This is a genomic window from Thermodesulfovibrionales bacterium (assembly GCA_035686305.1).
Taxonomy (GTDB): Bacteria; Nitrospirota; Thermodesulfovibrionia; order Thermodesulfovibrionales; family UBA9159; genus DASRZP01.
In genome coordinates this window covers 38,831-60,345 of record DASRZP010000026.1, presented here as the reverse complement: position 1 = coordinate 60,345, position 21,515 = coordinate 38,831, and the positions used below count along the sequence as shown (strand labels likewise).

Genomic DNA, 21,515 nt, shown 5'->3' with positions numbered 1-21,515 from the left:
TGAGGGTTGCGACGGCGGCAGGGATCATCCTGGGGATCACCTGTGTCGGGTTCATGAGCATCGTGGTCGGGTCGATCCTGGGAACGGCTGCAGGATATGCGGCAGCAGCGGTCACCGCTCCCCTCAGGGAGGAAGCACCTGCAACAGAGACAGAGGCTGCCGCTGTAAAGGGTAAATAAAAAGCTCTATCAGCAGAGAGAAACGAAAAGGGAGGCCCAAGGGTCTCCCTTTTTTTTGGTGAATTCTTACTTGAAGAGTTCAGCCTGCTCCTTCATCCGATCAGGACCGAGGATCTTGCATATCTTCATGACAAAGTCCTTGTCAAGGAGGAAAATACCGTCATGGATAAGCATAAGGATGATATCGAATTTCTCGATGATCTTCCCGATGTTCTTAAGACATCCCGCGATAAGAATGACCTTCAGGCCCTCTGTATCAAGGATCTCGTATATCTTTCGGTACTGTTCGGCACTTCTGCCATAGATTTCATCGATCAAAAGTATCGCGCCTTTGCCCCAGAGCTTGGAATGATCGAAGGAAAGTATTTCCTCATCGCTCGAGATGACGTGCAGGTCTTTTCTTAATGTGAGGATGTAATTGATGTACTTGTCATATCCCCTGGGCCTCGGCTTTCCCACGTAGTCGACGGGATTGCCGATGTAATAGACATCGCCTGCGCTCTCGATGGCTTCAAGGGTACTGGTTATCTTTCCCGCACCGACTTCGCCGCTCACGACGACGTTCTTATATCTGGAGATGATTGTCTTGATTTCCTCGATTACCGGCTTCTTCCTGCCCATCCCGGGACTGATCCTCCTGAATCTCCTCTCGTCCGTGCTCCAGCGAATACGTCTATCCTTATTATAGCTCAGGGAAGCAACACAATCTTTCCGAATGTGCTGCCTTCCAACACGGCATGGTGGGCGCGGGGAGCATCCGATAAGGTCATCTCCCGACTCACGACAGGCCGCAACGTACCGTTTGCCAAACCCGCGGCAAGGGCGGCATGGATACTTTTCATCTCCGGTTCCGGGGTATTGAAGAGAGACAATCCTTGGATACTCGCATCGCGGCTCATTGCATCGCGCGGGTTGATCTCGACGGTGCCTCTGCTTCCGATGACCACAATGCGGCCGCCACGGGCGAGTGTGCTGAGGTCCCTTCCCAGATTCACATTGGCAAGCATCTCGAGTACGACATCCACCCCCCGGCCGCCCGTGAAGGCCGCAACCTCCTCAAGGTGGTTTGGAGCGTGATGGTTCACCACATGATGGGCGCCCTGTTCGGCTACCAGGCGTTCTCCCTGTTCTGTGCCTGCCGTTCCGATAACCGTCATTCCCGCGGCAAGAGCGATCTGTACCGCTGCAATCCCCACACCACCGCTCGCTCCGTGAATGAGGACAACCTCTCCCGGAAGCGCACGGGCGCGTATGAAAAGTGCCCGGTATGCGGTTGCGTAGGGGACGCCGACTGCAGCTCCCTGTGAAAATGTGATCTGCCCCGGCAGCGGGTGAACCTCTGAAGCAGTGCACAATGCTTTTTCGGCATAGGCGCCGCTGATCGTGCCGGCAACATACACCCTGTCATTGACTGCGATCCCCCCGACTTCCCCGCCCACTGCCTCCACAAGACCTGCGGCGTCTAAACCAGGGGTATATGGCAGGGAAGGCTTGAGAGGATAGAGTCCTGAGCGGATATATGCGTCGACGGGATTGACCCCGATCGCCCGGACCGTAATGAGAAGCTGGCCGATACCCGGCTGCGGATCCTGTACTTCCTCGATCCGCATCACTTCCGGATCACCGAACTCATGAACCCGAACCGCCTTCATCCGTTTCCTCCTTGAGCATGAACAGACGGAAACCTTACATTGCGCCGGATCGTTCTCCACTGTATTTAACTCCAAAGGATAGACAAAAGGCAAGATGACTGAATCTCGTACTCCTCCTTCTGAGAGGATGATGCCTACTTGTTGCGCGACAGTTCTTCATGGGCTGAATCCCTCTGCCTGAGAGTGTCCTCAAGTTCGGTCCTCATGCTCTTCTTGTGTTCGAGAGTCCTGGAAGGAAGCTGTATCTTTTCAGAGAGGGCGCCGCTTGTTGCATTGAATACGGTTTTTTCTTCTGAATCTTTCGAAGAAGCTCTCTTTTGTCTTGCCGGAGGAAGGAATCGCGCCCTCAAGCCGGGAGAGTTCCTCCCGTAAATGACGGATACTCTCATCCCTTGACAAAAGCTCTTTTTCCAACGTCGAAAGTTTCGCCGCGGTCTGGAGGGATTCCTTTTCGATCCTCTCCTTCTCTTCCCTTAGCGATTCATTCAGTCTTCGGAGGCTCTCCGCGTTCTCCGTCAGGTTGGTAATTTCTGTCCTGAACCCTTCTGCCTCATTGCTCATATCGAGGAGTTCTCTTACCCTCGTCCGATACTTCTCAATCTCCTCATTCTTCGCTGCGATCGCATCGGCGTGGAGCTTCCGTTCACCCTCATCGTCAGTCCGCGGCTTTTCCGCGAGTTCTTTCTCATGTATGAGTGTCAGCAATCTGTCTTCCTGTTCTCCAGCGATCACCTTGAGGTTTTCCTTCTCCTTTAAAATTGCCTTGTAACGGTTCTCGAGGTCTATGAATTTCAATTCGAATTCTTCCATGTGCCTTTTACCGGCATCAAGCTGTCTCTGCATCTCTTCCCTTGTCGGCCGCGTCTCCGTCAGTGACTGCGACAACACCCCCGATGCAGTCTCTTGCGATGAAAGATCCTGTAAGAGAGCTTCGTTTTCTTCGAGGAGGTCCTTGCGCTCGCGGGTAAGATCGTCAATCTCCCTCTGGAGTTCAGCCGTCTTGATACTCATGGTTACATGAAGCTCTGCAAGGCGGTCGTGGAGTGCGGAATTCTCCTTCAGCGCCCTGACAAGCTTCCCGGTAAGAGTCCTCTTTTCTTCCGCAAGGGTGCTGAGAGATTCCTGGTAGTCGGGAGAAGGGTTTTCTGGCGGGTTCATGATCGACGGGGCTGACCCGATTCCTCGAGTCCCTTTCTTGCAGCTCTATTTTCAGAATTCAGGTCCAGGGCTTTCTTGAAGTATCTCCTTGCACGCATGGGGAATCCGAGGGCAAGGTAGATACTCCCAAGTTCAGCGAAGACCTTGTCATTGTGCGGGGCGAGGTTTGACGCTCTTGTCATCGCGCGGGCAGCATCGTGAAGCCTGTTGAGTTCAATGAGGGAAAGGCCGTAATGAAAATAGTACTCGGGTGCGGATTCATCCAGGCGGCATGCTGCATCAAAAAGCTCGGAGGCCTGCAAGAAATCCTTCCTGTGGACAGCTGACAGACCTTCTTTAAACTTCCTGCACGCCTCCTCGGTCTGCGACGAAGTCCGCTGACCACCGGAAAGAGATCGGTCATAATCCCTCCTTCTCTCCGGACTGCTCAGGACGCCATAAGCCTTTGTGACGGTAGAGAATATGGTGTGGAGTTTGCCCTTCATGTCTTCGCCGAGGTAGAAATGCCTGTCCGGATGGAATTCCTTCGCAAGCCGGTAAAAGGCCCACTGTATTTTAGGATCCGGAGCTGATTCTTCGATACCGAAGAGGGAATAGTAATTGAGGCTGCGGCAGTTCTCGATCATGCGCTCGATCTTCTCTCCGATGTTGGGCGGAGGGACGGAGGCATCTATAACATGATCGGGAGTCACCGTCTGTTCGACGTCGCCCCCGTGAGAGACCTCGACGATCGATGTGCTGAGGAGCGCTGCAACCGATCTTTGCCCAGTCGCCTTATCAAGCCCAGCAAGCTGAATGATCTCCCCGGAGGTCCTCTTCCCGTCCACGAAGGATAGTATCCGCTTGTCCTCGTCATCCAGAGAAATATCCTGGAAGAGATCGAGGGGATTCCCGGAAAAGGAAATCACCGACTCCGACCCAAGGGCAAGGTAGTCCTTGGCTTGAACGAGGCTCTTGGACCTCTTGATCCCACGGTAAATCAGGTTTCCGGCCGAGAGCTTCAAAATGATGACTTCGTCGGTCGGAAGATTACCTTCTAAGAATATAAAATCGCCTTCAGAAAATTCAAAGAGGCTCAAGATAATGTCGGCCACCTGCTGTTTTACGGTCGACCAAAGTTCCTGGGGAGAAATTGCTCCCAGTTCCACGAGTATGCTGCCCTGCCGTTTTCCTGTCTGGCGGATCAGTTCCGCGGATCTGTCAAACTGGCTGCGCGTAATCTTACCTTCGCGTAGAAGGATATCGCCCAGTCTGTCCTCTTCAAGGTTCGAGGTCGCAAAGATCAGATCACCGTTTTTTATGTAGATCTTCTTTTCAATGTTTCCACTCTTCAGATCGAAGATCCCCGTTTTCAGCGATCTCTGAAGACCGATGAAGATATCGGGAAGAAGGTAATGTCTTAGCGAACCCCTGAGGGGATCAATCTTCCTGAGGCCGGCACGGATTTCACCGGTGCTTTGGGACCACCACTCGACTGCGCACCTCGCGTCCAGGTCAAGGAGATCACTTCCAATCCGCAGAATGTCCCCTTCCTGGAGCTGAAGGCCATCTCCGTAGACAATGCCTACGCCGCCCAAAGAATAATCGACGATTTCAGCATCGAGGTCTCTGTCAGGAAGGGATATTTTGGCAGGATGCCTTGTCTTGTACCGCCTGAAGTGTCTATGGTCCTTGCTCATTCCCTTCTAGAGTATAAGGTGGATTGATCAATCTTTGCAATAGAAGAAGAGCATATTCCTCCCTCGCTGTTCGGATGCCCTCAGTATAGATGGACCGACCGAAGGTTGAAGAAAATTTTCTGAGGATGGAAGAGACAGCAATTTTCCGCTATACTTATATTAAAGATAGCCCTTGGGCTAAAGAGCTTAGAGCAGGAAGGGGAAGGACATGGCAAGAGTGAAGACATCAGGGAAGGCATCTCCCAGGAAAGCAGGAGTGAAGGCTGTATCAAGGAAGACGGCAGTCAAAAAGGCTGTAAAGAAAACAACGCGCGTGACGGAAGGAAGCAGATACAGTTGCGACGTCTGCGGCCTCGCAGTCACCGTTGACAATGCTTGTTGCTGCGCAGAAGGCGCCCATCTCATCTGTTGCGAGCAGCCGATGAAGAAGAAGAGATAGGGATCAGGTGCGCTCACGTTCAGGCGCAGTGCATTTGAGCAGATGACCCATGTCCATAAGACCGTCTCAGCCGATGCATTGATTGCGAGTCTCGTGATCCCTTCAGTACTATTTTGGCGGGGTAACAGTCATCGCTCGTAACTTGGCGCCCGCTCTGAACTGACCGTTTGGAGACTTCATGTCGAATTAAACTTCAGTTCTTCGGGCTTGTCCCAGGGAGAATCAGCCTTGGAACGGACTTCTTCGTGATCAATAATCGGAAATGTCCACCGGCATGCCCCGTTTTTCCTTGATCGCAAGAAAAAGCTTTTTCGTACTCACGCTCTTGAGGAGCCCTTCTTTCGCCACCAGCATCTGGGCCGTTTCAAGATAATCCGAATCTTTTTCTAATTCGTCATTGTGCACTTCCAGGTACACCTTGCCTTCTCGCTGGCCGACTTTCACGGGCTGCCGCACAATGGACGGCAAGCTGCCTTTGTCCTGCGGGAACCCTATGCCTTTTGAGGCCCTCCCGAGGCATTATTTTCCAACAAACTCTTTTATCTTCTCGAGCCACGGGGTATGAAGTTTCGCTTTGAGATAAAGATCGCCGGTCTCTCCACCTCGCCTTCCAACCATGCCCATGCCCCTTAATTTTATCTTCTGGCCTTCCTTTATCCCTGGCGGTATCTTGATCATCAGATCACGGGCATTTTCGTGCCTGGCATAGTGATAGCGCAGCTTGCCGCCAGCTGAGGCAACCTCAGAGGGGATTGTAATTTCATCTTCAATGTCCTTGCCCCTTTCCGGTAATTCCAATCCGTATTTCTTGGCCATATGATTCTGCAGCGCCTTTATTCCCATGAGGAATATTCTAGAAAAAAGCGAAGGCCGACGGGCCGGGGCTCCGTCTGTTTCATGCTGGGAGGCCCTTAACATGTCCCGGTACATCTCTGACATCGGCCCAAGAAAGAAAAAACCCTTCCCGGCGAATCCGGGCCCTTTGAACTGGAAGGTTCTGAATTGATTCCCATAGAAAGAGCTGCGGCCGAAAATGTCCTCTGGCCTGTTAAAACCAAATGCCCTGCTCAGCTCTGCAAAGACCTGATTAATGTCAGAATCCTTGAAGATATCCTGGTCGGTATAGGTTTGTCTGAATTTGTCCCTTGCGGAGAATCCATAACTCTGTCTGTAGAAATCATACTCCCTTCGCTTTCGTTCGTCTGAGAGGACAGCATACGCTTCATTAATCTCTTTCATCATTTCTTCTTTGCCAGGATTCTTGTCCGGGTGGTATTGAAAGGCTGACTTCCGGTAGGTGCTCTTTATTTCCTCGGAAGAGGCATCTTCGCTGACTCCAAGCATTTTATAGTAGTCTTTCTGCTCCATGACATATTATTATAACCATACAGATAATTTTCGTCCTCACCGCCATGGTGATTACCCCAAAACAATCCGGTGTTGCCAAGGACAAGAATTTGTGGTATCTTCATTATTCATTTTGTTCAGGGAGAAAGGTGATGGCAAAAGCCTGTGACGAAGTCTCACATTTCTGGTTCTGCGTCGCAGAAATCGTAAGAGACGATATCCTCTGTAAGAAATGAGTTCAATAAATTGTGTGACGGCGATTCCAGGGAGGCAATCCAAAACGGCTTCCACGGTAGCACGTTGCGTCATGAGGGCAGGAGAGTGACAACCGAGTCAAAATCCACACAAAGAGGAGAATGTGATGAGCAATATCGCCAAACTGCTTAAGGAAACGATCGAACGTGGTGCGAGAAAACAGGCTCGTGCGGAGACTCATGCTCTGCGGAAGGCGTCAGGCCAGTACCGGAAGATTATTGCACAGCTCTCCGCGCGCCTGAAAGGCTTGGAACGGGAGGTCATGCACCTTCATAAAAGGCTTCCGCAACCTCCCGCGGGCGCTGGACAGATCGAGGCAGCGAGCGTCAGGTTCTCGGCCAAAGGATTGCGGTCAACGCGTAAGCGGCTGGGGCTGTCTGCAAAAGAATGCGGTCTGCTTGTCGGTGTGAGCGGCGGGACCATAGGAAACTGGGAACGTGGTAGATCTCGCCCCAAAGGACGGCAGATTACCGCTTTGGCAGCCCTCAGGAGAATCGGGAAGCGTCAAGCTCAGAAGCGTATAAGAGAACTTGCCTAACATTTCTTCACCGAGACTTCACCCTTCCGGCAAGCTGATCCCGAAGCCTGGCTAAATCGCGAACGACATGAACGCGAACGGCGCGTTCTTCATGGCGCGTGGGTGGGATATGCTGCTCACAGCCTCCATGCGCCACCGTCTCCCTGAGCAGGGCGACGTATACGAATGGAAGCGTTAAGGAGCATAAAGCGTACATTCCTCTCTCAGCCGGTTAACATATTCTTGAGCGTCTTCACCTCTCCAGAGCCCCTTGCCGAGACCATAGATATTTTTCCAGTCGAGCTCCTTTTTTTCAGCAAGTCCGGCCTTACTCAACTGATGAGCGAGTTTCTCTACAAGGTTAAGCTGATCTTTCGGGGAAAGCTTTTCGATCTCCTTCTCGATCTTTCCCAGCGTACTTGCCCTTGCCATACCAGTACTCCTCTGTGTTAACTATCAATATCATACCAGAGGTAACCCCTGGCAATGTCGGATTTCTTAATGGAGCCGGGAATCGGATTCGAACCGACGACCTGCTGATTACGAATCAGCTGCTCTACCAACTGAGCTATCCCGGCTTTGGAATACGCCGATAGTTTACACGCTTTTGAGGGGAAAGCTCAATATCTTCGGGCCTAACGTTCACATGCATATGATTGCGCCCTCTTCTTGTAGTAGAATGATAAGGAAAGGGTCAGGAGGAGATGATGAAGATTTGTGCTCTGTGCAGGAAAGAGATCGCCGTCGACAAATATTTTTCGAGGAAATCCGTCTGTCCCTTCTGCAAAGGTGACCTCCACATCTGTCTGAACTGCAAATTCTATTCAGAGACGGCGCACAACAAGTGTCTTGAGCCGAAGGCAGAGTTTCAACGGGTGAGGGACAGGGCAAATTTCTGCGACTGGTTTACCTTTCGGGAGGGAGGCAGTATCACCTCTTCAGAGAAAGGGAAGAGTGATGCGAGAAAGCAGTTTGAGAACCTCTTTAAGAAGTGAGAGGGGCAGCCCGGGAAGGTCTGCTTCATTATCTGCTGTTGAGGAGCAATACGACGGCATAGACCAGGTATAGTCCTCCCCCGAGGAGTAGGGTGACGGGTGAAAGGCGTTTCTTGAAGAGGAGTTGCAAAAGCACTATCGATGCTGATGCGAGGGCGAGGATCGCCGAAAAGAGCGCCATGCCCGTCAGCTTCCAGTCGGTGAAGAGCAATCCCACGCAGACGGGGAAGGTCGACTGAAAGACCATTGCCCCGGTTATGTTTCCGACTGCCAGGGTATCCCGTCCTTTCCATGTCCATGTGACGCTGTTGAATTTTTCCGGAAGCTCTGTTGCTACGGGCGCAAGGATAAGGGCAAAGAGGAGAGGGTTCATGCCGAATCGCAGGGAGACGTGTTCGAGGCTCCTGACAAAGGTATGGGCGCCGGCCACCATCATTGAAAGAGCCCCGATGACCTGCGCGATCGTCACGGCGGGGTGAGGGGTATCGTCCTTTGTAAACCTCAGTCTCCTCATGAGCCTCGAGAGATAGAGCCCCTCAGAGTGTCCGATGTCCCCACTCTCGCCTCTGAATGTCTGATATGCGTAGAAGAGGTAACCCGCTACGAGGAGAACGGCTACCGGTATGGCAAAGGACCTTCCTCCGAGAGACGGAACAAAAACAGCGATCAAATACATCGGCACGAAAAAGGTCAGGTCCCTTGTCGTGGAATGGGCCTCAACATTGATCTCGAAGGTCCGCCTCTTCTTCAGGAAGGACGCAAGAGCGGTCAGGCCGACGAGGAAAAAGGCGAGCGTAGAAAGCATGAAAGGCGCACCGAGGATTGCTCCTATGCCGATATCATTCGCTGATGCTCCTCCGTAAAGGAAGATCGCTACGATGGGGAGGATTGTCTCGGGGAGGGCTGTCCCGACAGCGGCAAGGATGCTTCCGACAACGGCCTGTGAAAGGGAAAATCTCCTGCCAAAGGCCTCAACGCCGTTCGTAAATCCTTCTGCTGCGGCGAGTATGACGAAAAGACTGATAAGAAGAAAGGTGGTATCGCGGAGCATCAATGTGCCACGAGGACAGGACAGGGAGACGATTTCAAAACCGCGTCGGTCACACTTCCGATGAGGACCCCCCTGATGAAAGAGAGGCCCTTGGCTCCAAGGACGATAAGGTCGCTTTCGCTCTCTTCCGAAAAGGAGACGATTCTTCTGTAGGGGTCTCCCTCTTCGATCACCCCGGTATTTTCGATTCCGGCCTCTCTCAGGAGAGCGTTCAGTCTGCCCTCTGCGTGATCCAGGAGTTCCTTCCGTGCACGCTCTCTTGCCGACTCTGTCTTCACCCTCTTTTCAAGAACATGGCTCGGAAGGACGTGGATCGCCTCCACTTCTGCAGAGAAGAGGTCTCCCAAGGCCTTTGCCATGTTTAGGGCCTTCTCTGACATCTCAGAAAAATCGACGGCACAGAGAACCTTCCGTATTCTTACCGCACCGATTCCTGCCGATTCCGACTTCCTGCCCTTCACCACGAGCATCGGCAGTGCGATGCCTTTTATCAGCCTTTCAGAACTGCTCCTTCTTAGGGTATGGGACCTGAACCCGAGTACGAGCATATCTGCCTTTCCCTTCTTGATCGCTGCTTCAAAGGACTCGTTCAGCCTGCCCACCATGACCTCTGTCTTTATCGTGATGCCGTAATCCTGAAGCTCTTTCGACCAGAAACGAAACTTTCCCTCTACCGTTCTCTTTTCTTCCTCGATATACGGTACGAGGTATGTCGGAGGGGTCACAAGATAATCGATCACCGACAAGAGATCCAGAGAGGCGCCCATCTCCTTTGCGAAAAGCGCAGCATAGGCGAGTACCCTGCCGGTATCGGACCCGAGATCAACGCCCGCGAGAATTCGTTCGATTTTCATGTGCCGGGATGTTCCGTAAATGTCATAGGATACCATGTTTCAGACGCACGGGAAACCGGCGGATACCGATCACTATTTCTTCAATGACTTCCCTATCCTCCGTTCTATGGACTTCACCTTGGCGTCGATCCTCTTCGGTTTGCCTTTCCTGTCATCGATGGCTATGGTGGTCAGTGCCCGCTCCCCGCTCTTCATGATGGTCTTGTGGCACTGCTTCACGAGTTTCATCACCTCGTCCCATTCGCCCTCGATGACCGTGCCCATGGGATTGACCTTGTAAGGCAATCCGCTCGCATCAACGATCTTCAGGACCTCTGCCAGTTGATCGCCGATACTGCTCCCGACGCCGATGGGGACAATGCTGAATTCCACCAACATACTTTTCTCCTTTCTCTTTTCCATGAGACTGAGAGGTCATGGACGGGAACCCCGTCCTTCAGCCTCAGCATATCAAAAAAAGAGGGTTTTTGAAAGGACCGAGAGCGGCAGGTCGGGTGTCTCCATCGGAGCAAAAAAAAGGGGGATAGAAGAGTATCCCCTGATCGGTATGGATAAAAGAGAAAATTATCTTACTGCGTCTTTAAGAGCCTTGCCAGCGGTGAACTTCGGTGTCTTCGCAGCAGGGATGGTAATCACCGCTCCTGTCCTCGGGTTGCGTCCTTTTCTTGATTTCCTCTTCACAACGCCAAAGGTGCCGAATCCGACGAGAGTAACCTTCTGACCTTTCTTCAAAGATGCCTTTACTGCGTTCAGTGTTGAATCCAGAGCTTTTGAAGCATCAGACTTGCTGAGTCCCGCTCCCGAGGCAATCTTGTCAATGAGCTCCGCCTTTGTCATCTCTTTCCCCCCTTTCTTCTTTGGATAGTTGTAGATGTTAACAGGAAGAAGGCCCTTTGTCAAGCCGAAAATATTTCGTGACGGTGAAGAAAGATTCGTGCCAAAGGGCCTGTTTATCTGAATCACCACGACTTAGGCCTGGTCGGGGCGTTGGAATTTCCCCGGTTGCTGTGGTATGGTTTAAGGCGATGCTCAGAGAGCTCAGGATAAAGGACTTTGCGATCATTGAAGCCCTCACCGTCGAATTTGAGCCCGGCCTCAATGTCCTGACCGGTGAGACCGGTGCGGGGAAATCGATTATCATCGATGCCCTCGGCCTCACCCTGGGAGAGAGGGCACAGAGCGATATGGTCAGGGGAGGCAGGAACGAGGCCTTTGTCGAGGCATTCTTCGATATCGCTCGTCACCCCGTGCTCGAAAGACTCCGTATCCCTTCGGAAGAGGGGATCATCCTCAGGAGGATTCTCTCTTCATCGGGAAAGAGCAGGGCCTACATCAACGACACCATGGTCAATGTCCAGACACTCCTCGAATTGGGGCGGACCCTCGTCGATATCCACGGCCAGCATGAACATCAGAGCCTCCTCTCTCCCGAGAACCAGCGGTCCCTCCTCGACGCCTACGGAAAACTTCTCCCCGAACGGGCCGGGGTTGAGCGGCTCTTTCACGAAGTGCGGGCGATGAAAGAGGAACTCTCCTCCCTGACATCGAACGTCAAGGAGAAGGAACAGAGGATCGACCTCCTCAGGTTCCAGATAGGGGAGATCGACGCTTCTTCATTGAAGCCCGGCGAAAAAGAGACCCTTGAAGAAGAGCGGGCCATCCTCGCAAACACGGCCAAACTCGCTGAACTGAGCGGTTCGGCATATTCCCTCCTTTACAGCGGAAACGACTCTCTGGCAGAAAAACTCTCTGCTGTAATATCGATGGTGAAGGAAGTCTCGAAGATCGACAGCGGCATCCGGGAGGTCCTCGACCTCCTTGAATCGTCAAAGCCTCTCCTCGACGATGCAGCGTCTTCTCTCAGGTCCTGCCGGGACAGATACGATCTGAACCCTGACAGGCTCGATGTCGTTGAAGAGCGCCTCGATCTTATCAGGAGATTAGAGAGAAAGTACGGCGAGGGTACCGAGGGAATCCTGGAATACCGGCAGAGGGCTGAACAGGAATTGCAGGGACTGACCATCTCCGATGAACAGCTGAAGGAGAGGCAGGAGACCCTAGCCTCGCGGGAAGCTGAACTCTCTGAAAAGGCCATGCGTCTCACGGGGATGAGGAAGAGGGTGGCAGGAAGGATCGAGGCAGCTGTGAAACCGATCCTCAGGGAACTCGCCATGGACAAGGCCGAATTTGCCGTGGAGGTCAGGACCGGCTCCCTGACGTCGTCGGGAATGGACACCATTGAATTCCTCTTTTCGGCGAATGAGGGTGAGCCTGTCAGACCGCTCGGCAGGATCGCGTCGGGAGGGGAGCTCTCGCGGATCATGCTTGCCTTGAAGGAGACCCTGGCTGAGGTTGACATGGTCCCCGTGCTCATCTTTGATGAGGTTGATGCCGGCATCGGTGGAAGGACGGCCGAGCACGTGGGGATGAGGCTGAAGAGTCTTGCGACGAAGCATCAGGTACTTTGTATAACCCATCTTCCGCAGATTGCGGCGATGGCTGACCGCCACATGATGATAGAGAAGCTCTCGAAGAAGGATGGCCTGTGGGTGAGCGTAAGAGAGACGTCACGGGAGGAGCGGGAGGAGGAGATAGCAAGGATGCTGAGCGGGAAGATCACGGACATATCGCTCAGGCACGCGCGGGAGCTTCTCGGGAGGAGATGATGAAGGGGAAGGTCGAGATAGACCGTGAACGTTGCAAGGGGTGCAAGTACTGTATTCTTTTCTGTCCTGAAGGGGTGATTGTGATGGATGGTGAGTTTAATTCCAACGGTTACTTCCCGGCAAAACCGGCGCATCAGGAACGGTGCACGGGATGCACGATATGCGCACAGGTCTGTCCGGACATTGCGATCACAGTCTGGCGAGAGTGATTCCGTGCAGGGTCAGACGCCCGACAATCTACTCAAAATCAGCAAAGATCTCCCCGAACTTTATGCCGCCGATGACTGCATGATCGAACCTGGCTTTCAGGAAATTTTTTGACTCCATAAGCTCATGTGATTTTATGCCGTTTTCAAGACCGAGGTAAGCCTCGACAAATGCGGCGAGTTCATCGGTTGCCTTGATCATCTCCCCGTCTCTCGGGTTATATTCATCCCAGTTGAACTCTCTCGTGATCTCATCGGAGGTCTTCTCCACGCGCTTCCCCTTTACAGTAACAATACCGGCGAACTCGTTTTCCGTAAACATCCTCATCTCCTCATGCCAGGCTTCGGGGATGAGGCCGTAGACCTCCTTATCCATCTGCCTCTTCTCGTACTCCTTGATAAGATCGCCGAGACCCTCGACGGATTTCTTGACCGGTGAGATGATATCGCGCGTAAGGACCTCGGGCAGGTCATGGAAGAGGCCGGTGAAGTAATTGTTGATGGACCGTCGCCTGCAGGCCTTGATTTCAAGGGAGAAGAGATAGGAGAGCATCGCGACAATGAGGAGGTGTCCCAGGACCGACGTCTCGGGAACCCTGCGGATGTGGCTCCAGCGGAGTTGAAATCTCAGTTGTCCGCAGAGGTCGATGAAATTCCGGTATTTCGCGTAAAGGGCCAGCTGATGGATCCCCTCGAGATCGTAATATTTTTCCTGTCTCGACTGAAGGTCTTTCTTGATCTCGGGGATCTCGTAGCCCTCAGGGTTGACACGCTCGATAATGTCGAATTCCCATTTCGTGGCAAAGAAGTGGGCCGCCCTCAGGACCCTTTTGTTCAGGGTGTCGTCATCGTTCGAAAAATACTCCCGAAACCTTGCGCAGAAATCTTCGCCGAGAGGAGATATGAGAGACTCCAGTCTGTCATACACCCATTCATTCAACTTCCGGTACTTTTCTCTGTCCTTGGCCATTTCGTAAAATATCTGCGGTTTCAGGTCGGTAAGGACAAGACGCTGGAGGAACTCGAAGAGCCCCCCCTCTATGATCTCAATCCAGTCAAAACCCTGCCTCTCCTCCTCGAACTTGCCGAGGAAATAGGCGATCATCATCTTGTGGGCCTGCTTGTCAAGCTCCCGCAATTCGACAGGACGTATCTTATCGTTCCACCGCTGCATATTCGCAGCATCGAAAATCTTCAGGATGAGCGCCTTTCTCATCATGGCATCGTCGTCTCCCTTTCTTCTCATTGATATAATAACCGAAAGGCGGGCCAAACAGAAGACGGAAGTTATCCATCTTCAGAAGGATTTCCGGCAAGCGGGAATGAAGGGGGAAAGAAATGTTCTGGTTCTTACTTGACTCTTTAAAATAAACGGGTAAACTTCTTATTAGGAAAGGGTCAGGAGAGTATAGAGTATGTATAGGCCCGTGAGTCTGGTGTTCCTGATCCAACATGTTTACGTGACGGCAAAGGGTGTTGACCCTATAGGAGGCGGCTTATGAATGAAGGTTCCTCTTCACAGACCTCTGAAGCAACGACGAGGCGGGGGTTCCTCAAGATCGTTATCGGCACCCTGGCCTTTCTCAATGGGCTGGTCGTCGGAGTCCCGTTTCTCAACAGCCTCTTCGGCCAGGGCGTCAGCGCGAAAAAGGCGCCGTGGTCAAGAGTCACAGAGATGAGTTCATTGCCTGAAGGCCAGCCCGTCGAGATCAAGTTCGAGGCCAGGACGGAAGATGCCTACCATATCGGGAATGTCCTGCACTCTGCGTGGACCATCAAGCACGGAGAAGAGACGGTGACCGTCTTCTCGCCGATCTGTACTCATCTGGGTTGCCGCTTCACATGGGATGCGGGCACCGGGCATTTCGAATGTCCATGCCATGCAAGCGTCTTCTCCATTGACGGCAAAGTGCTTTCCGGGCCTGCCCCGAGACCGCTTGATGCATTGAACTATAGAATCGAAAACGGCGTACTCTTTGTCCAATGGGAACGATTTAAGCCGGGGACTCCTGAAAAGGTCCAGGTTTAGGAGGTTGTGATGCTGAGACGAATACAGGCGTGGATCGATGAACGATGGCCTCTCTCTTCCTTGCTCAGGCTGACGCTTGAGGAGGAAATCCCCGGAGGTGCACGATATGCTTACACCCTCGGGAGCGCCGTTCTCATCGTCTTTTCACTCCAGGCGCTGACGGGTATTATGCAACTCTTCTTTTATACTCCTGCAACCGATCATGCTTACAACAGCATCAGTTACCTGCGAACGAGTGTTCCTTTCGGATGGCTGATCCATGGCTTCCATTACTGGGGTGCCAATCTCATGATCGTCCTTCTCCTGCTCCACATGACAAGGGTCTTCGTCTGGGGCGCTTACAAGAGACCGAGGGAACTCACGTGGCTGGCCGGTGTGGCCCTCCTCTTGACAGCCATGGCCTTCAGTTTTACCGGCGGCCCCCTTCACTGGGACCAGCGCGGCTACTGGGTAGGCGAGGTCAGCACGAGCATTGCCGGCACTGCGCCTGTCACCGGTGACATTATGAAACGATTTTTGCGGGGCGGTGAAGAGATGGGACAGCTTGCCCTTTCCCGCATGTTTGGTCTCCACGTCGCGCTTCTGCCGCTGAGCCTTGCCGGACTGTTCGGAATCCATATCGTTGCGATGCGGCATTTCGGTACGGTGGGGCCGTGGCAGGACGAGAAGAGGAAGGAGAAGGGACCTTTCTGGCCTGATCAGGTCTTCAAGGATGCCGTTGTGGGGACGGTGATTTTCCTCGTTCTCGTCAGCCTTTCAGTCTTCTTTCCCCCCCATTACTCAGGAATGGCCGATCCCCTTGACACTTCCTATATTCCGAAACCGGAGTGGAACTTTCTGTTCCTCTACGAAGGTCTCAAATTTTTCAAGGGCAGCCTCGAGCCTGTCGGTACCGTGGGTGTTCCTACAGTCCTGATCCTTATCCTTGTCCTCCTGCCCTTTCTCGATCGCAACCCGGAGAGGAACCCTCTGAAGCGGCCGGTTGCGATGCTTGGTGCCCTGATCCTTGGCGGGATACTCATAGGCCTCACCATTAAAGGGTATCTGAGCCCCGGATTCAGCCAGGCTCCTCCTCAGGAAAAGACTTCAATGAATCGCGAACGGTCCGAGATGAAGGGTTTGAAAGAAGTCTTTCTCCCGAGTCCCAGCGAGGCGACGCAGACATCGCGTGATGGAACGCCTCCACCGTCATCTCAGACTTCTGCCGGAAAAGAATCTTCTTCCGTTCCCCCTGCGAAAGGTCTTCCCGGTAAGGCTGCGTACATAATAGGAAGCGCTGAGGAGGGGGCCAAATTATTTGAGAAGAATTGCTCCTCGTGCCATGGAAATGAAGGGAAGGGCGGCCTTTCAAATCCCGGTTCCCATGAGGGCAAGGTACCTCAGCTCAATCCGATAGACCGGGAAATTTATAGCGCGGATGCGCGGACGTTCTCAGAGAACATCGACCATTATATCCAGCATGGCTCTGTGCCCCCCGGTACCGGTCCGGCAATTCACATGCCTGCCTTTGGTGATACCAATACCCTGACGCAGCAGGCGATATCGAGTATCGAGGCCTATGTCCTTTTTCTGAACGGCGTCGATCGCGGCCAGCTCATCACCCCCGGCGTAGCGCCCCGAAGATTCTTTGCGATGGTCATCATACTCTATGGGATCGTCGTCCTGGCGCTCGGAGGGCTCTGGAGAAAGAGATCTTCCCAATGAGCGACACCACGACCCCTCTCTGGCCCCTTGCCCTCTATGGTGCTGCTGTTGTCCTTCTTGTGACATCGATGTTAGCGCTTTCCTCTGTCCTGGGACAGCGTCACAGGGAGAGGGCCACAGGAAAACCCTACGAGTCGGGCATTGTCTCAACAGGTTCGGCACGGGTGAGATTTGATGTCAAGTTCTACATGGTCGCCATGTTCTTTGTCATCTTTGATCTTGAATCAGTCTTCATCTTCGCCTGGGCCTCCGCTTTCCGGGAACTGGGCTGGGCCGGATATATCGCAATCCTTCTCTTCGTCGGCGTCCTTGTCGTTATCCTCGTTTATCTCTGGCGGCTCGGGGGATTGGACTGGGGACCATCGGGCCTGAGGAGAGATGATGAAAGAGGGAAGGGTGTTCTGAAGGTATGAGATGGTCTTTCGAGAAACCGAAGGGCCCCGGAAGATCCGCAGAGGACGCTGTCCGGCAAAGCCTTCTTTTCTCCAGACTGCAGGATCTCCTCGCATGGAGCAGGAAGAATTCGATCTGGCCCTTCAACTTCGGTCTCTCCTGCTGTTACGTCGAGATGGCCACGAGCATTACATCAAGGTACGACATAGCCCGTTTCGGTTCAGAGGTGATTCGCGGGACCCCCCGGGAAGCCGATCTCATGGTCATTGCCGGCACGGTATTCATCAAGATGGCTCCGGTGATCAGGCGTCTCTACGAGCAGATGATGGAGCCGAGATGGGTCATCTCCATGGGGTCCTGCGCGAACTCAGGAGGCATGTATGACATCTACAGCGTTGTCCAGGGTGTCGATACCTTTCTCCCCGTCGATGTCTATGTTCCGGGCTGTCCACCCAGGCCCGATGCCTTTATGGAAGGCCTCCTCCTGCTCCGTGAGGCTGTTGGCAGAGAGAGACGTCCCCTGAGCTGGGTTACCGGACCTCAGGAGACTCAGAGGCCCGAAATGCCGTCCGAGCGCGACAGAAAGCGTGGAGAGAGACAGAAGGCCACGACCTTGCGCTCCCCTGATGAAATCTGAGAATGCGGCCAGTGAGGAGCGTATGAACGATGACGGGAGTGTCATCCGTGAATTGCAGAGGGAGTTCGGCGAGAAGTCATTCCTGCCGCAGGCAACGTGTGACGACATACGGACCTTCTGGTCAGAAAGAGAGAAGACCCCCGATGTTCTGCGCTATCTCAAAAACAGTGTCAAAAACCCTTACCGAAGTCTGTACGACCTAACTGTCATTGATGAGCGTGTCCGTGCTAACAGGAGTGGGCAGCCCGAGAGCGACTTTACCGTCGTCTATCACCTTCTGTCTTACGAAAGGAATGATGACCTCAGGATCAAAGTTGCGCTGAAAGGTGATCATCCGTCTATCCCTTCGGTAACCGGTATCTGGCCTTCAGCAGACTGGTATGAGAGGGAAGGGTGGGATATGTTTGGCGTGACCTTCGAAGGCCATCCCCATCTCAGGCGCATCCTGATGCCTCCAACGTGGGAGGGGTACCCCCTTCGGAAAGACCACCCTGCACGCGCCACGGAGATGGAGCCTTTCCGTCTCCCTGAGGAGAAGGAGGAGGAAGAGCAGAAAGCCCTTCAGTTCCGTCCCGGCGATTGGGGAATGAAACGCCACAGGGAGGATACGGACTTCATGTTCCTCAACCTCGGCCCCCAGCATCCGGGGACCCATGGCCTCCTCCGCATCATACTGCAGCTTGACGGTGAAGAGATCGTCGACGCAGTTCCCGACATCGGCTATCACCATCGCGGTGCGGAAAAAATGGGAGAGCGGCAGTCCTGGCATACCTATGTGCCGTACACCGACAGGATCGATTATCTCGGTGGTGTAATGAATAATTTTGCCTATGTCCTGGCAGTCGAGAAACTGGCGGCGATCAAGGTCCCGGATAAGGTGAAGATTGTGCGCGTCATGATGGCCGAACTCTTCCGCATAGCGAGCCACCTTGTCTGGTACGGCACTTTTGCCCAGGATGTCGGCGCTCTCTCTCCGGTATTCTATACGTTCAACGACCGTGAACGTATCTTTGAGATCGTTGAGGCGATATGCGGCGGCCGCATGCATCCGAGCTGGTTTCGCATCGGCGGCGTTACCCAGGACCTTCCGAGAGGCTGGGACCGGCTGATAGGGGACTTTATCAGGGAGTTCCCCCGCCGCCTGGTTGACTTTGACCGGATGGTGATGCAGAACAGTATCCTGAAGGCGAGAACAAAGGGCATCGGTGTCTACTCGCTCCAGGAGGCAATCGAATGGGGTGTAACGGGGCCTGGCCTCAGGGCCTGCGGTCTTGCATGGGATTTCCGCAAGAAACGGCCGTACTCGGGGTATGATCAGATCGAGTTCGACATACCGACAGCAATACACGGAGACTGCTATGACCGGGCCGTTGTCCGCGTCGAAGAGATGCGGCAGAGCATCCGGATTATTGAGCAGTGCATGAAGAACATGCCTGAAGGCCCGTACAAATCCGATCATCCCCTCGCGACTCCTCCGCTCAAGGAGCGGACTATGCACGATATTGAGACTCTCATCACGCACTTCCTGAACGTAAGCTGGGGGCCCGTTATCCCTGCCGGCGAGGCATTTTCCGGCATCGAGGCCACAAAGGGGAACAACGGGTATTATCTCATCAGCGACGGCAGTACGATGGCCTATCGCGTCCGGATCCGTACGCCGTCTTTTGCTCATCTCCAGATGATACCCCTTATGAGCAGGGGCCTCATGGTCCCTGATCTTTTGGCGATTTTGGGGAGTATCGATTTTGTGCTGGCTGACGTGGATAGGTAAAAGGAGATGATATCCTGTACGGGAGACAAGGCTGGCATCGTTCAAAATCTTTTCCCAGCTGTGAAGCTGTTACGAATTGGTTCATTCCTCTGGTGTCATTCGCTCTCGTCGGGAATCCTTCCTGAGAATGACTCCGGACAAGCAGGGGTGACGAAAAGTGCAGGCATACTGATGATGTCCTTTAGGAGGAAGGAGGATCCTTTGCACGGTTGGCGGGGAGGCGGGCTCGACAGATAATGCTCACTGACGGAGAGAGGAGAGAGATCCTTGCGGAATTAGAGCACCTTTCCAACAGGCATGCAGCCTGCGTTGAGGCGCTGAGGATCGTTCAGCGCTACCGGGGGTGGGTTTCGGATGAAATAAGGGACATCGCTGCAATCCTTGAGATGACACCCGAAGAGCTCGACGGCGTAGCAACGTTTTACAGCCTCATCTTCCGGAAGCCAGTCGGCAAGCATCTGATCCTGATCTGTGATAGCGTTAGTTGTTGGGTCATGGGATACGAGCGGATTCGTGAACACCTGATATCACGTCTCGGCATTACCCCTGGGGAGACGAGCGCCGACGGACAGTTCACCTTGCTGCCGGTTGCATGCCTCGGAGCCTGTGATCAGGCGCCGGCCATGATGATTGATGACGAACTCCACACGAATCTCACGCCGGAGAAGATTGATGAGATTCTTGAGAGATATCGTTAAAGGGATGTTATGGAGAAACCACTGACAGGAATGATGCGGCCCGATGGCGAAGCCCTGACCCTTGAGGAGTACGAGAAGGCCGGCGGCTACGAGGGCCTGAGGAAGGCCCTGAAGACCATGACCCCAGGAGATATCGTGCAGGCAGTCAAGGATTCCAACCTCAGGGGACGCGGCGGCGCCGGGTTCCCGACAGGCATAAAGTGGAGTTTCATGCCGGCAGGCGATAATGTTCTCCGTCCAAGATACCTCATCGCCAATGCCGATGAGATGGAGCCAGGCACTTTCAAAGACCGTATACTTATCGAAGGAAACCCCCACCAGTTGATCGAGGGTATGATCATCAGCGCCTATGCCCTCCACGTCGATACCGCTTACGTCTTCCTGAGGTGGGAATACCGTCGTGCTGCTGAACGACTGTCAAGGGCGATAGCCGACGCTTACGCCGGGAACTATCTCGGCAGAGATATTCTCAAATCAGGTTTTCGACTTGAACTCTATCTTCACGTCAGTGCGGGGAGATACATATGTGGCGAGGAGACGGCGATGCTGAATGCCCTCGAGGGCAGGCGTCCTATCCCGCGCGCCAAGCCGCCTCACCCTCAGGCGAGCGGCCTGTGGGGGAGGCCCACGATCATCAATAATGCCGAGACCCTCTGCAATATACCGCATATCATTCTGAACGGCGCCGCATGGTACAAGGGACTCAGTCATACCGAAGAGGGAGGTACAAAGATGTACGGTGTGAGCGGGAGGGTCAGGAGACCCGGGGCTTGGGAACTGGCGATGGGGACGACAATACGGGAGATCATCGAAGAGCACGCCGGAGGCATGGCCGACGGATACCGATTCCGCGCCGTCATACCCGGCGGCGCTTCGACGGATTTTCTCGTCGAAGAGCATCTCGATGTGAGGATGGATTACGACTCGGTCCCGAAGGTGGGAAGCAGAATGGGGACAGGCACCATGATCGTGCTTGACGACCGGACGTGTCCTGTCGGGATGGTCCATAATCTCGAACGCTTCTTTAGCCGCGAGTCCTGCGGGTGGTGCACCCCATGCCGTGAAGGCCTGCCATGGATAGAGAAGTTGCTGATGGCTATCGAGAGCGGAGAGGGGGAGCCCGGAGACATCGGGATCCTCGAATCCCATACCGGGTTGCTCGGGCCGGGGCATACGTTCTGCGCCTTTGCCCCCGGCGCCGTCGAACCGCTCCAGAGTGCGCTGAAGTACTTCAGGGAAGATTTCGAGCTGCATATAAAAGAGAAGAAGTGCCCATGGAAATGAA

Annotated in this window: 24 protein-coding genes and 1 tRNA gene; 12 read left to right on the top strand and 13 right to left on the bottom strand. The window is 53.6% G+C overall.

Annotated features, from left to right (window positions below):
* Positions 1-245: 245 nt before the first annotated feature.
* From VFG09_02995 to VFG09_02980, 4 genes are all read right to left on the bottom strand, one after another.
* Complete coding sequence (locus tag VFG09_02995; GenBank protein HET6514100.1) at positions 246-800, bottom strand: hypothetical protein; 555 nt, start codon at positions 798-800, stop codon at positions 246-248.
* A gap of 68 nt (positions 801-868) precedes the next feature.
* A complete protein-coding gene (locus VFG09_02990) occupies positions 869-1,831 on the bottom strand; it encodes an NADPH:quinone reductase (GenBank protein HET6514099.1) in 963 nt (320 codons plus the stop codon).
* Positions 1,832-2,080: 249 nt separating this feature from the next.
* A complete protein-coding gene (locus tag VFG09_02985; protein HET6514098.1) occupies positions 2,081-2,989 on the bottom strand; it encodes a hypothetical protein in 909 nt (302 codons plus the stop codon).
* Positions 2,986-4,668: a DUF4388 domain-containing protein gene (locus VFG09_02980; GenBank protein ID HET6514097.1), complete on the bottom strand. Its 1,683-nt coding sequence runs from the start codon at positions 4,666-4,668 to the stop codon at positions 2,986-2,988. Before VFG09_02980 ends, VFG09_02985 begins: the two co-directional genes overlap by 4 nt.
* Before the next feature lie 208 nt (positions 4,669-4,876).
* Here VFG09_02980 and VFG09_02975 point away from each other — a divergent pair, with 208 nt between their 5' ends.
* Positions 4,877-5,107 carry a hypothetical protein gene (locus tag VFG09_02975; GenBank protein ID HET6514096.1) on the top strand — a complete coding sequence of 77 codons (231 nt, stop codon included), beginning with the start codon at positions 4,877-4,879 and terminating at the stop codon, positions 5,105-5,107.
* 249 nt (positions 5,108-5,356) lie between these two features.
* Here VFG09_02975 and VFG09_02970 read toward each other — a convergent pair whose 3' ends face one another.
* On the bottom strand, positions 5,357-5,524 hold the full coding sequence (locus tag VFG09_02970) for a hypothetical protein (protein ID HET6514095.1): 168 nt from the start codon (positions 5,522-5,524) through the stop codon (positions 5,357-5,359).
* A gap of 102 nt (positions 5,525-5,626) precedes the next feature.
* Entirely contained in the window at positions 5,627-6,475 is an 849-nt protein-coding gene (locus tag VFG09_02965; GenBank protein HET6514094.1) for a DnaJ domain-containing protein, read from the bottom strand.
* A gap of 340 nt (positions 6,476-6,815) precedes the next feature.
* Between VFG09_02965 and VFG09_02960 the strand changes: the two genes are divergently transcribed.
* Entirely contained in the window at positions 6,816-7,247 is a 432-nt protein-coding gene (locus VFG09_02960; GenBank protein ID HET6514093.1) for a helix-turn-helix domain-containing protein, read from the top strand.
* Positions 7,248-7,421: 174 nt separating this feature from the next.
* Here the strand turns inward: VFG09_02960 and VFG09_02955 are convergent, their stop codons facing one another.
* Together VFG09_02955 and VFG09_02950 are read right to left on the bottom strand one after the other, a co-directional pair.
* Positions 7,422-7,658, bottom strand: a complete 237-nt coding sequence (locus VFG09_02955; protein HET6514092.1) for a hypothetical protein — start codon at positions 7,656-7,658, stop codon at positions 7,422-7,424.
* Between the two features lie 70 nt (positions 7,659-7,728).
* Positions 7,729-7,804 (bottom strand) — tRNA-Thr (locus tag VFG09_02950).
* Positions 7,805-7,930: 126 nt separating this feature from the next.
* On the opposite strand from VFG09_02950, the gene VFG09_02945 reads away from it, so the two are divergent.
* Positions 7,931-8,221: a hypothetical protein gene (locus tag VFG09_02945; protein ID HET6514091.1), complete on the top strand. Its 291-nt coding sequence runs from the start codon at positions 7,931-7,933 to the stop codon at positions 8,219-8,221.
* Positions 8,222-8,249: 28 nt separating this feature from the next.
* On the opposite strand, the gene VFG09_02940 is transcribed toward VFG09_02945, so the two are convergent.
* The 4 genes from VFG09_02940 to VFG09_02925 all read right to left on the bottom strand — a co-directional run bounded on the left by VFG09_02940 (position 8,250) and on the right by VFG09_02925 (position 10,999).
* On the bottom strand, positions 8,250-9,272 hold the full coding sequence (locus VFG09_02940) for a sodium:calcium antiporter (GenBank protein HET6514090.1): 1,023 nt from the start codon (positions 9,270-9,272) through the stop codon (positions 8,250-8,252).
* Positions 9,272-10,126 (bottom strand): universal stress protein, encoded by an 855-nt coding sequence (locus VFG09_02935; GenBank protein ID HET6514089.1) that lies wholly within the window; start codon positions 10,124-10,126, stop codon positions 9,272-9,274. Before VFG09_02935 ends, VFG09_02940 begins: the two co-directional genes overlap by 1 nt.
* 72 nt (positions 10,127-10,198) lie before the next feature.
* Entirely contained in the window at positions 10,199-10,504 is a 306-nt protein-coding gene (locus tag VFG09_02930; protein HET6514088.1) for an MTH1187 family thiamine-binding protein, read from the bottom strand.
* A 186-nt stretch (positions 10,505-10,690) separates the two neighbouring features.
* A complete protein-coding gene (locus tag VFG09_02925; GenBank protein HET6514087.1) occupies positions 10,691-10,999 on the bottom strand; it encodes an HU family DNA-binding protein in 309 nt (102 codons plus the stop codon).
* Between the two features lie 134 nt (positions 11,000-11,133).
* Between VFG09_02925 and recN the strand changes: the two genes are divergently transcribed.
* Both recN and VFG09_02915 read left to right on the top strand, forming a co-directional pair.
* Positions 11,134-12,792, top strand: coding sequence for a DNA repair protein RecN (gene recN / locus VFG09_02920; protein ID HET6514086.1), 1,659 nt, complete (start codon positions 11,134-11,136; stop codon positions 12,790-12,792).
* Positions 12,789-13,001, top strand: coding sequence for a 4Fe-4S binding protein (locus VFG09_02915; GenBank protein HET6514085.1), 213 nt, complete (start codon positions 12,789-12,791; stop codon positions 12,999-13,001). Before recN ends, VFG09_02915 begins: the two co-directional genes overlap by 4 nt.
* A gap of 28 nt (positions 13,002-13,029) precedes the next feature.
* On the opposite strand, the gene VFG09_02910 is transcribed toward VFG09_02915, so the two are convergent.
* A complete protein-coding gene (locus tag VFG09_02910) occupies positions 13,030-14,244 on the bottom strand; it encodes an HD domain-containing protein (GenBank protein HET6514084.1) in 1,215 nt (404 codons plus the stop codon).
* A gap of 252 nt (positions 14,245-14,496) precedes the next feature.
* On the opposite strand from VFG09_02910, the gene VFG09_02905 reads away from it, so the two are divergent.
* The 7 genes from VFG09_02905 (at position 14,497) to nuoF (ending at position 21,514) form a co-directional block, all read left to right on the top strand.
* Positions 14,497-15,027 carry a ubiquinol-cytochrome c reductase iron-sulfur subunit gene (locus VFG09_02905; GenBank protein HET6514083.1) on the top strand — a complete coding sequence of 177 codons (531 nt, stop codon included), beginning with the start codon at positions 14,497-14,499 and terminating at the stop codon, positions 15,025-15,027.
* A gap of 9 nt (positions 15,028-15,036) precedes the next feature.
* Positions 15,037-16,731 (top strand): cytochrome b N-terminal domain-containing protein, encoded by a 1,695-nt coding sequence (locus VFG09_02900; protein ID HET6514082.1) that lies wholly within the window; start codon positions 15,037-15,039, stop codon positions 16,729-16,731.
* Complete coding sequence (gene ndhC / locus VFG09_02895; protein HET6514081.1) at positions 16,728-17,144, top strand: NADH-quinone oxidoreductase subunit A; 417 nt, start codon at positions 16,728-16,730, stop codon at positions 17,142-17,144. Before VFG09_02900 ends, ndhC begins: the two co-directional genes overlap by 4 nt.
* The gene (locus tag VFG09_02890) at positions 17,141-17,761 is read left to right on the top strand and encodes an NADH-quinone oxidoreductase subunit B family protein (GenBank protein HET6514080.1); all 621 of its coding nucleotides are present in this window, start codon (positions 17,141-17,143) and stop codon (positions 17,759-17,761) included. The genes ndhC and VFG09_02890 overlap by 4 nt, the downstream gene beginning before the upstream one ends.
* Positions 17,751-19,532 (top strand): NADH-quinone oxidoreductase subunit C/D, encoded by a 1,782-nt coding sequence (gene nuoC, locus VFG09_02885; protein HET6514079.1) that lies wholly within the window; start codon positions 17,751-17,753, stop codon positions 19,530-19,532. Before VFG09_02890 ends, nuoC begins: the two co-directional genes overlap by 11 nt.
* A 236-nt stretch (positions 19,533-19,768) precedes the next feature.
* Positions 19,769-20,230, top strand: a complete 462-nt coding sequence (gene nuoE / locus VFG09_02880; GenBank protein ID HET6514078.1) for an NADH-quinone oxidoreductase subunit NuoE — start codon at positions 19,769-19,771, stop codon at positions 20,228-20,230.
* Between the two features lie 9 nt (positions 20,231-20,239).
* Complete coding sequence (nuoF, locus tag VFG09_02875) at positions 20,240-21,514, top strand: NADH-quinone oxidoreductase subunit NuoF (GenBank protein HET6514077.1); 1,275 nt, start codon at positions 20,240-20,242, stop codon at positions 21,512-21,514.
* Position 21,515: the final 1 nt, after the last annotated feature.

Coding starts and splice junctions, on each gene's coding strand:
- VFG09_02995 (HET6514100.1), bottom strand. CDS start 800: ATGGGCAGGAAGAAGCCGGTAATCGAGGAAATCAAGACAATCATCTCC.
- VFG09_02990 (HET6514099.1), bottom strand. CDS start 1,831: ATGAAGGCGGTTCGGGTTCATGAGTTCGGTGATCCGGAAGTGATGCGG.
- VFG09_02985 (HET6514098.1), bottom strand. CDS start 2,989: ATGAACCCGCCAGAAAACCCTTCTCCCGACTACCAGGAATCTCTCAGC.
- VFG09_02980 (HET6514097.1), bottom strand. CDS start 4,668: ATGAGCAAGGACCATAGACACTTCAGGCGGTACAAGACAAGGCATCCT.
- VFG09_02975 (HET6514096.1), top strand. CDS start 4,877: ATGGCAAGAGTGAAGACATCAGGGAAGGCATCTCCCAGGAAAGCAGGA.
- VFG09_02965 (HET6514094.1), bottom strand. CDS start 6,475: ATGGAGCAGAAAGACTACTATAAAATGCTTGGAGTCAGCGAAGATGCC.
- VFG09_02960 (HET6514093.1), top strand. CDS start 6,816: ATGAGCAATATCGCCAAACTGCTTAAGGAAACGATCGAACGTGGTGCG.
- VFG09_02955 (HET6514092.1), bottom strand. CDS start 7,658: ATGGCAAGGGCAAGTACGCTGGGAAAGATCGAGAAGGAGATCGAAAAG.
- VFG09_02945 (HET6514091.1), top strand. CDS start 7,931: ATGATGAAGATTTGTGCTCTGTGCAGGAAAGAGATCGCCGTCGACAAA.
- VFG09_02940 (HET6514090.1), bottom strand. CDS start 9,272: ATGCTCCGCGATACCACCTTTCTTCTTATCAGTCTTTTCGTCATACTC.
- VFG09_02935 (HET6514089.1), bottom strand. CDS start 10,126: ATGAAAATCGAACGAATTCTCGCGGGCGTTGATCTCGGGTCCGATACC.
- VFG09_02930 (HET6514088.1), bottom strand. CDS start 10,504: ATGTTGGTGGAATTCAGCATTGTCCCCATCGGCGTCGGGAGCAGTATC.
- VFG09_02915 (HET6514085.1), top strand. CDS start 12,789: ATGATGAAGGGGAAGGTCGAGATAGACCGTGAACGTTGCAAGGGGTGC.
- VFG09_02910 (HET6514084.1), bottom strand. CDS start 14,244: ATGAGAAGAAAGGGAGACGACGATGCCATGATGAGAAAGGCGCTCATC.
- VFG09_02905 (HET6514083.1), top strand. CDS start 14,497: ATGAATGAAGGTTCCTCTTCACAGACCTCTGAAGCAACGACGAGGCGG.
- VFG09_02900 (HET6514082.1), top strand. CDS start 15,037: ATGCTGAGACGAATACAGGCGTGGATCGATGAACGATGGCCTCTCTCT.
- ndhC (HET6514081.1), top strand. CDS start 16,728: ATGAGCGACACCACGACCCCTCTCTGGCCCCTTGCCCTCTATGGTGCT.
- VFG09_02890 (HET6514080.1), top strand. CDS start 17,141: ATGAGATGGTCTTTCGAGAAACCGAAGGGCCCCGGAAGATCCGCAGAG.
- nuoC (HET6514079.1), top strand. CDS start 17,751: ATGAAATCTGAGAATGCGGCCAGTGAGGAGCGTATGAACGATGACGGG.
- nuoE (HET6514078.1), top strand. CDS start 19,769: ATGCTCACTGACGGAGAGAGGAGAGAGATCCTTGCGGAATTAGAGCAC.
- nuoF (HET6514077.1), top strand. CDS start 20,240: ATGGAGAAACCACTGACAGGAATGATGCGGCCCGATGGCGAAGCCCTG.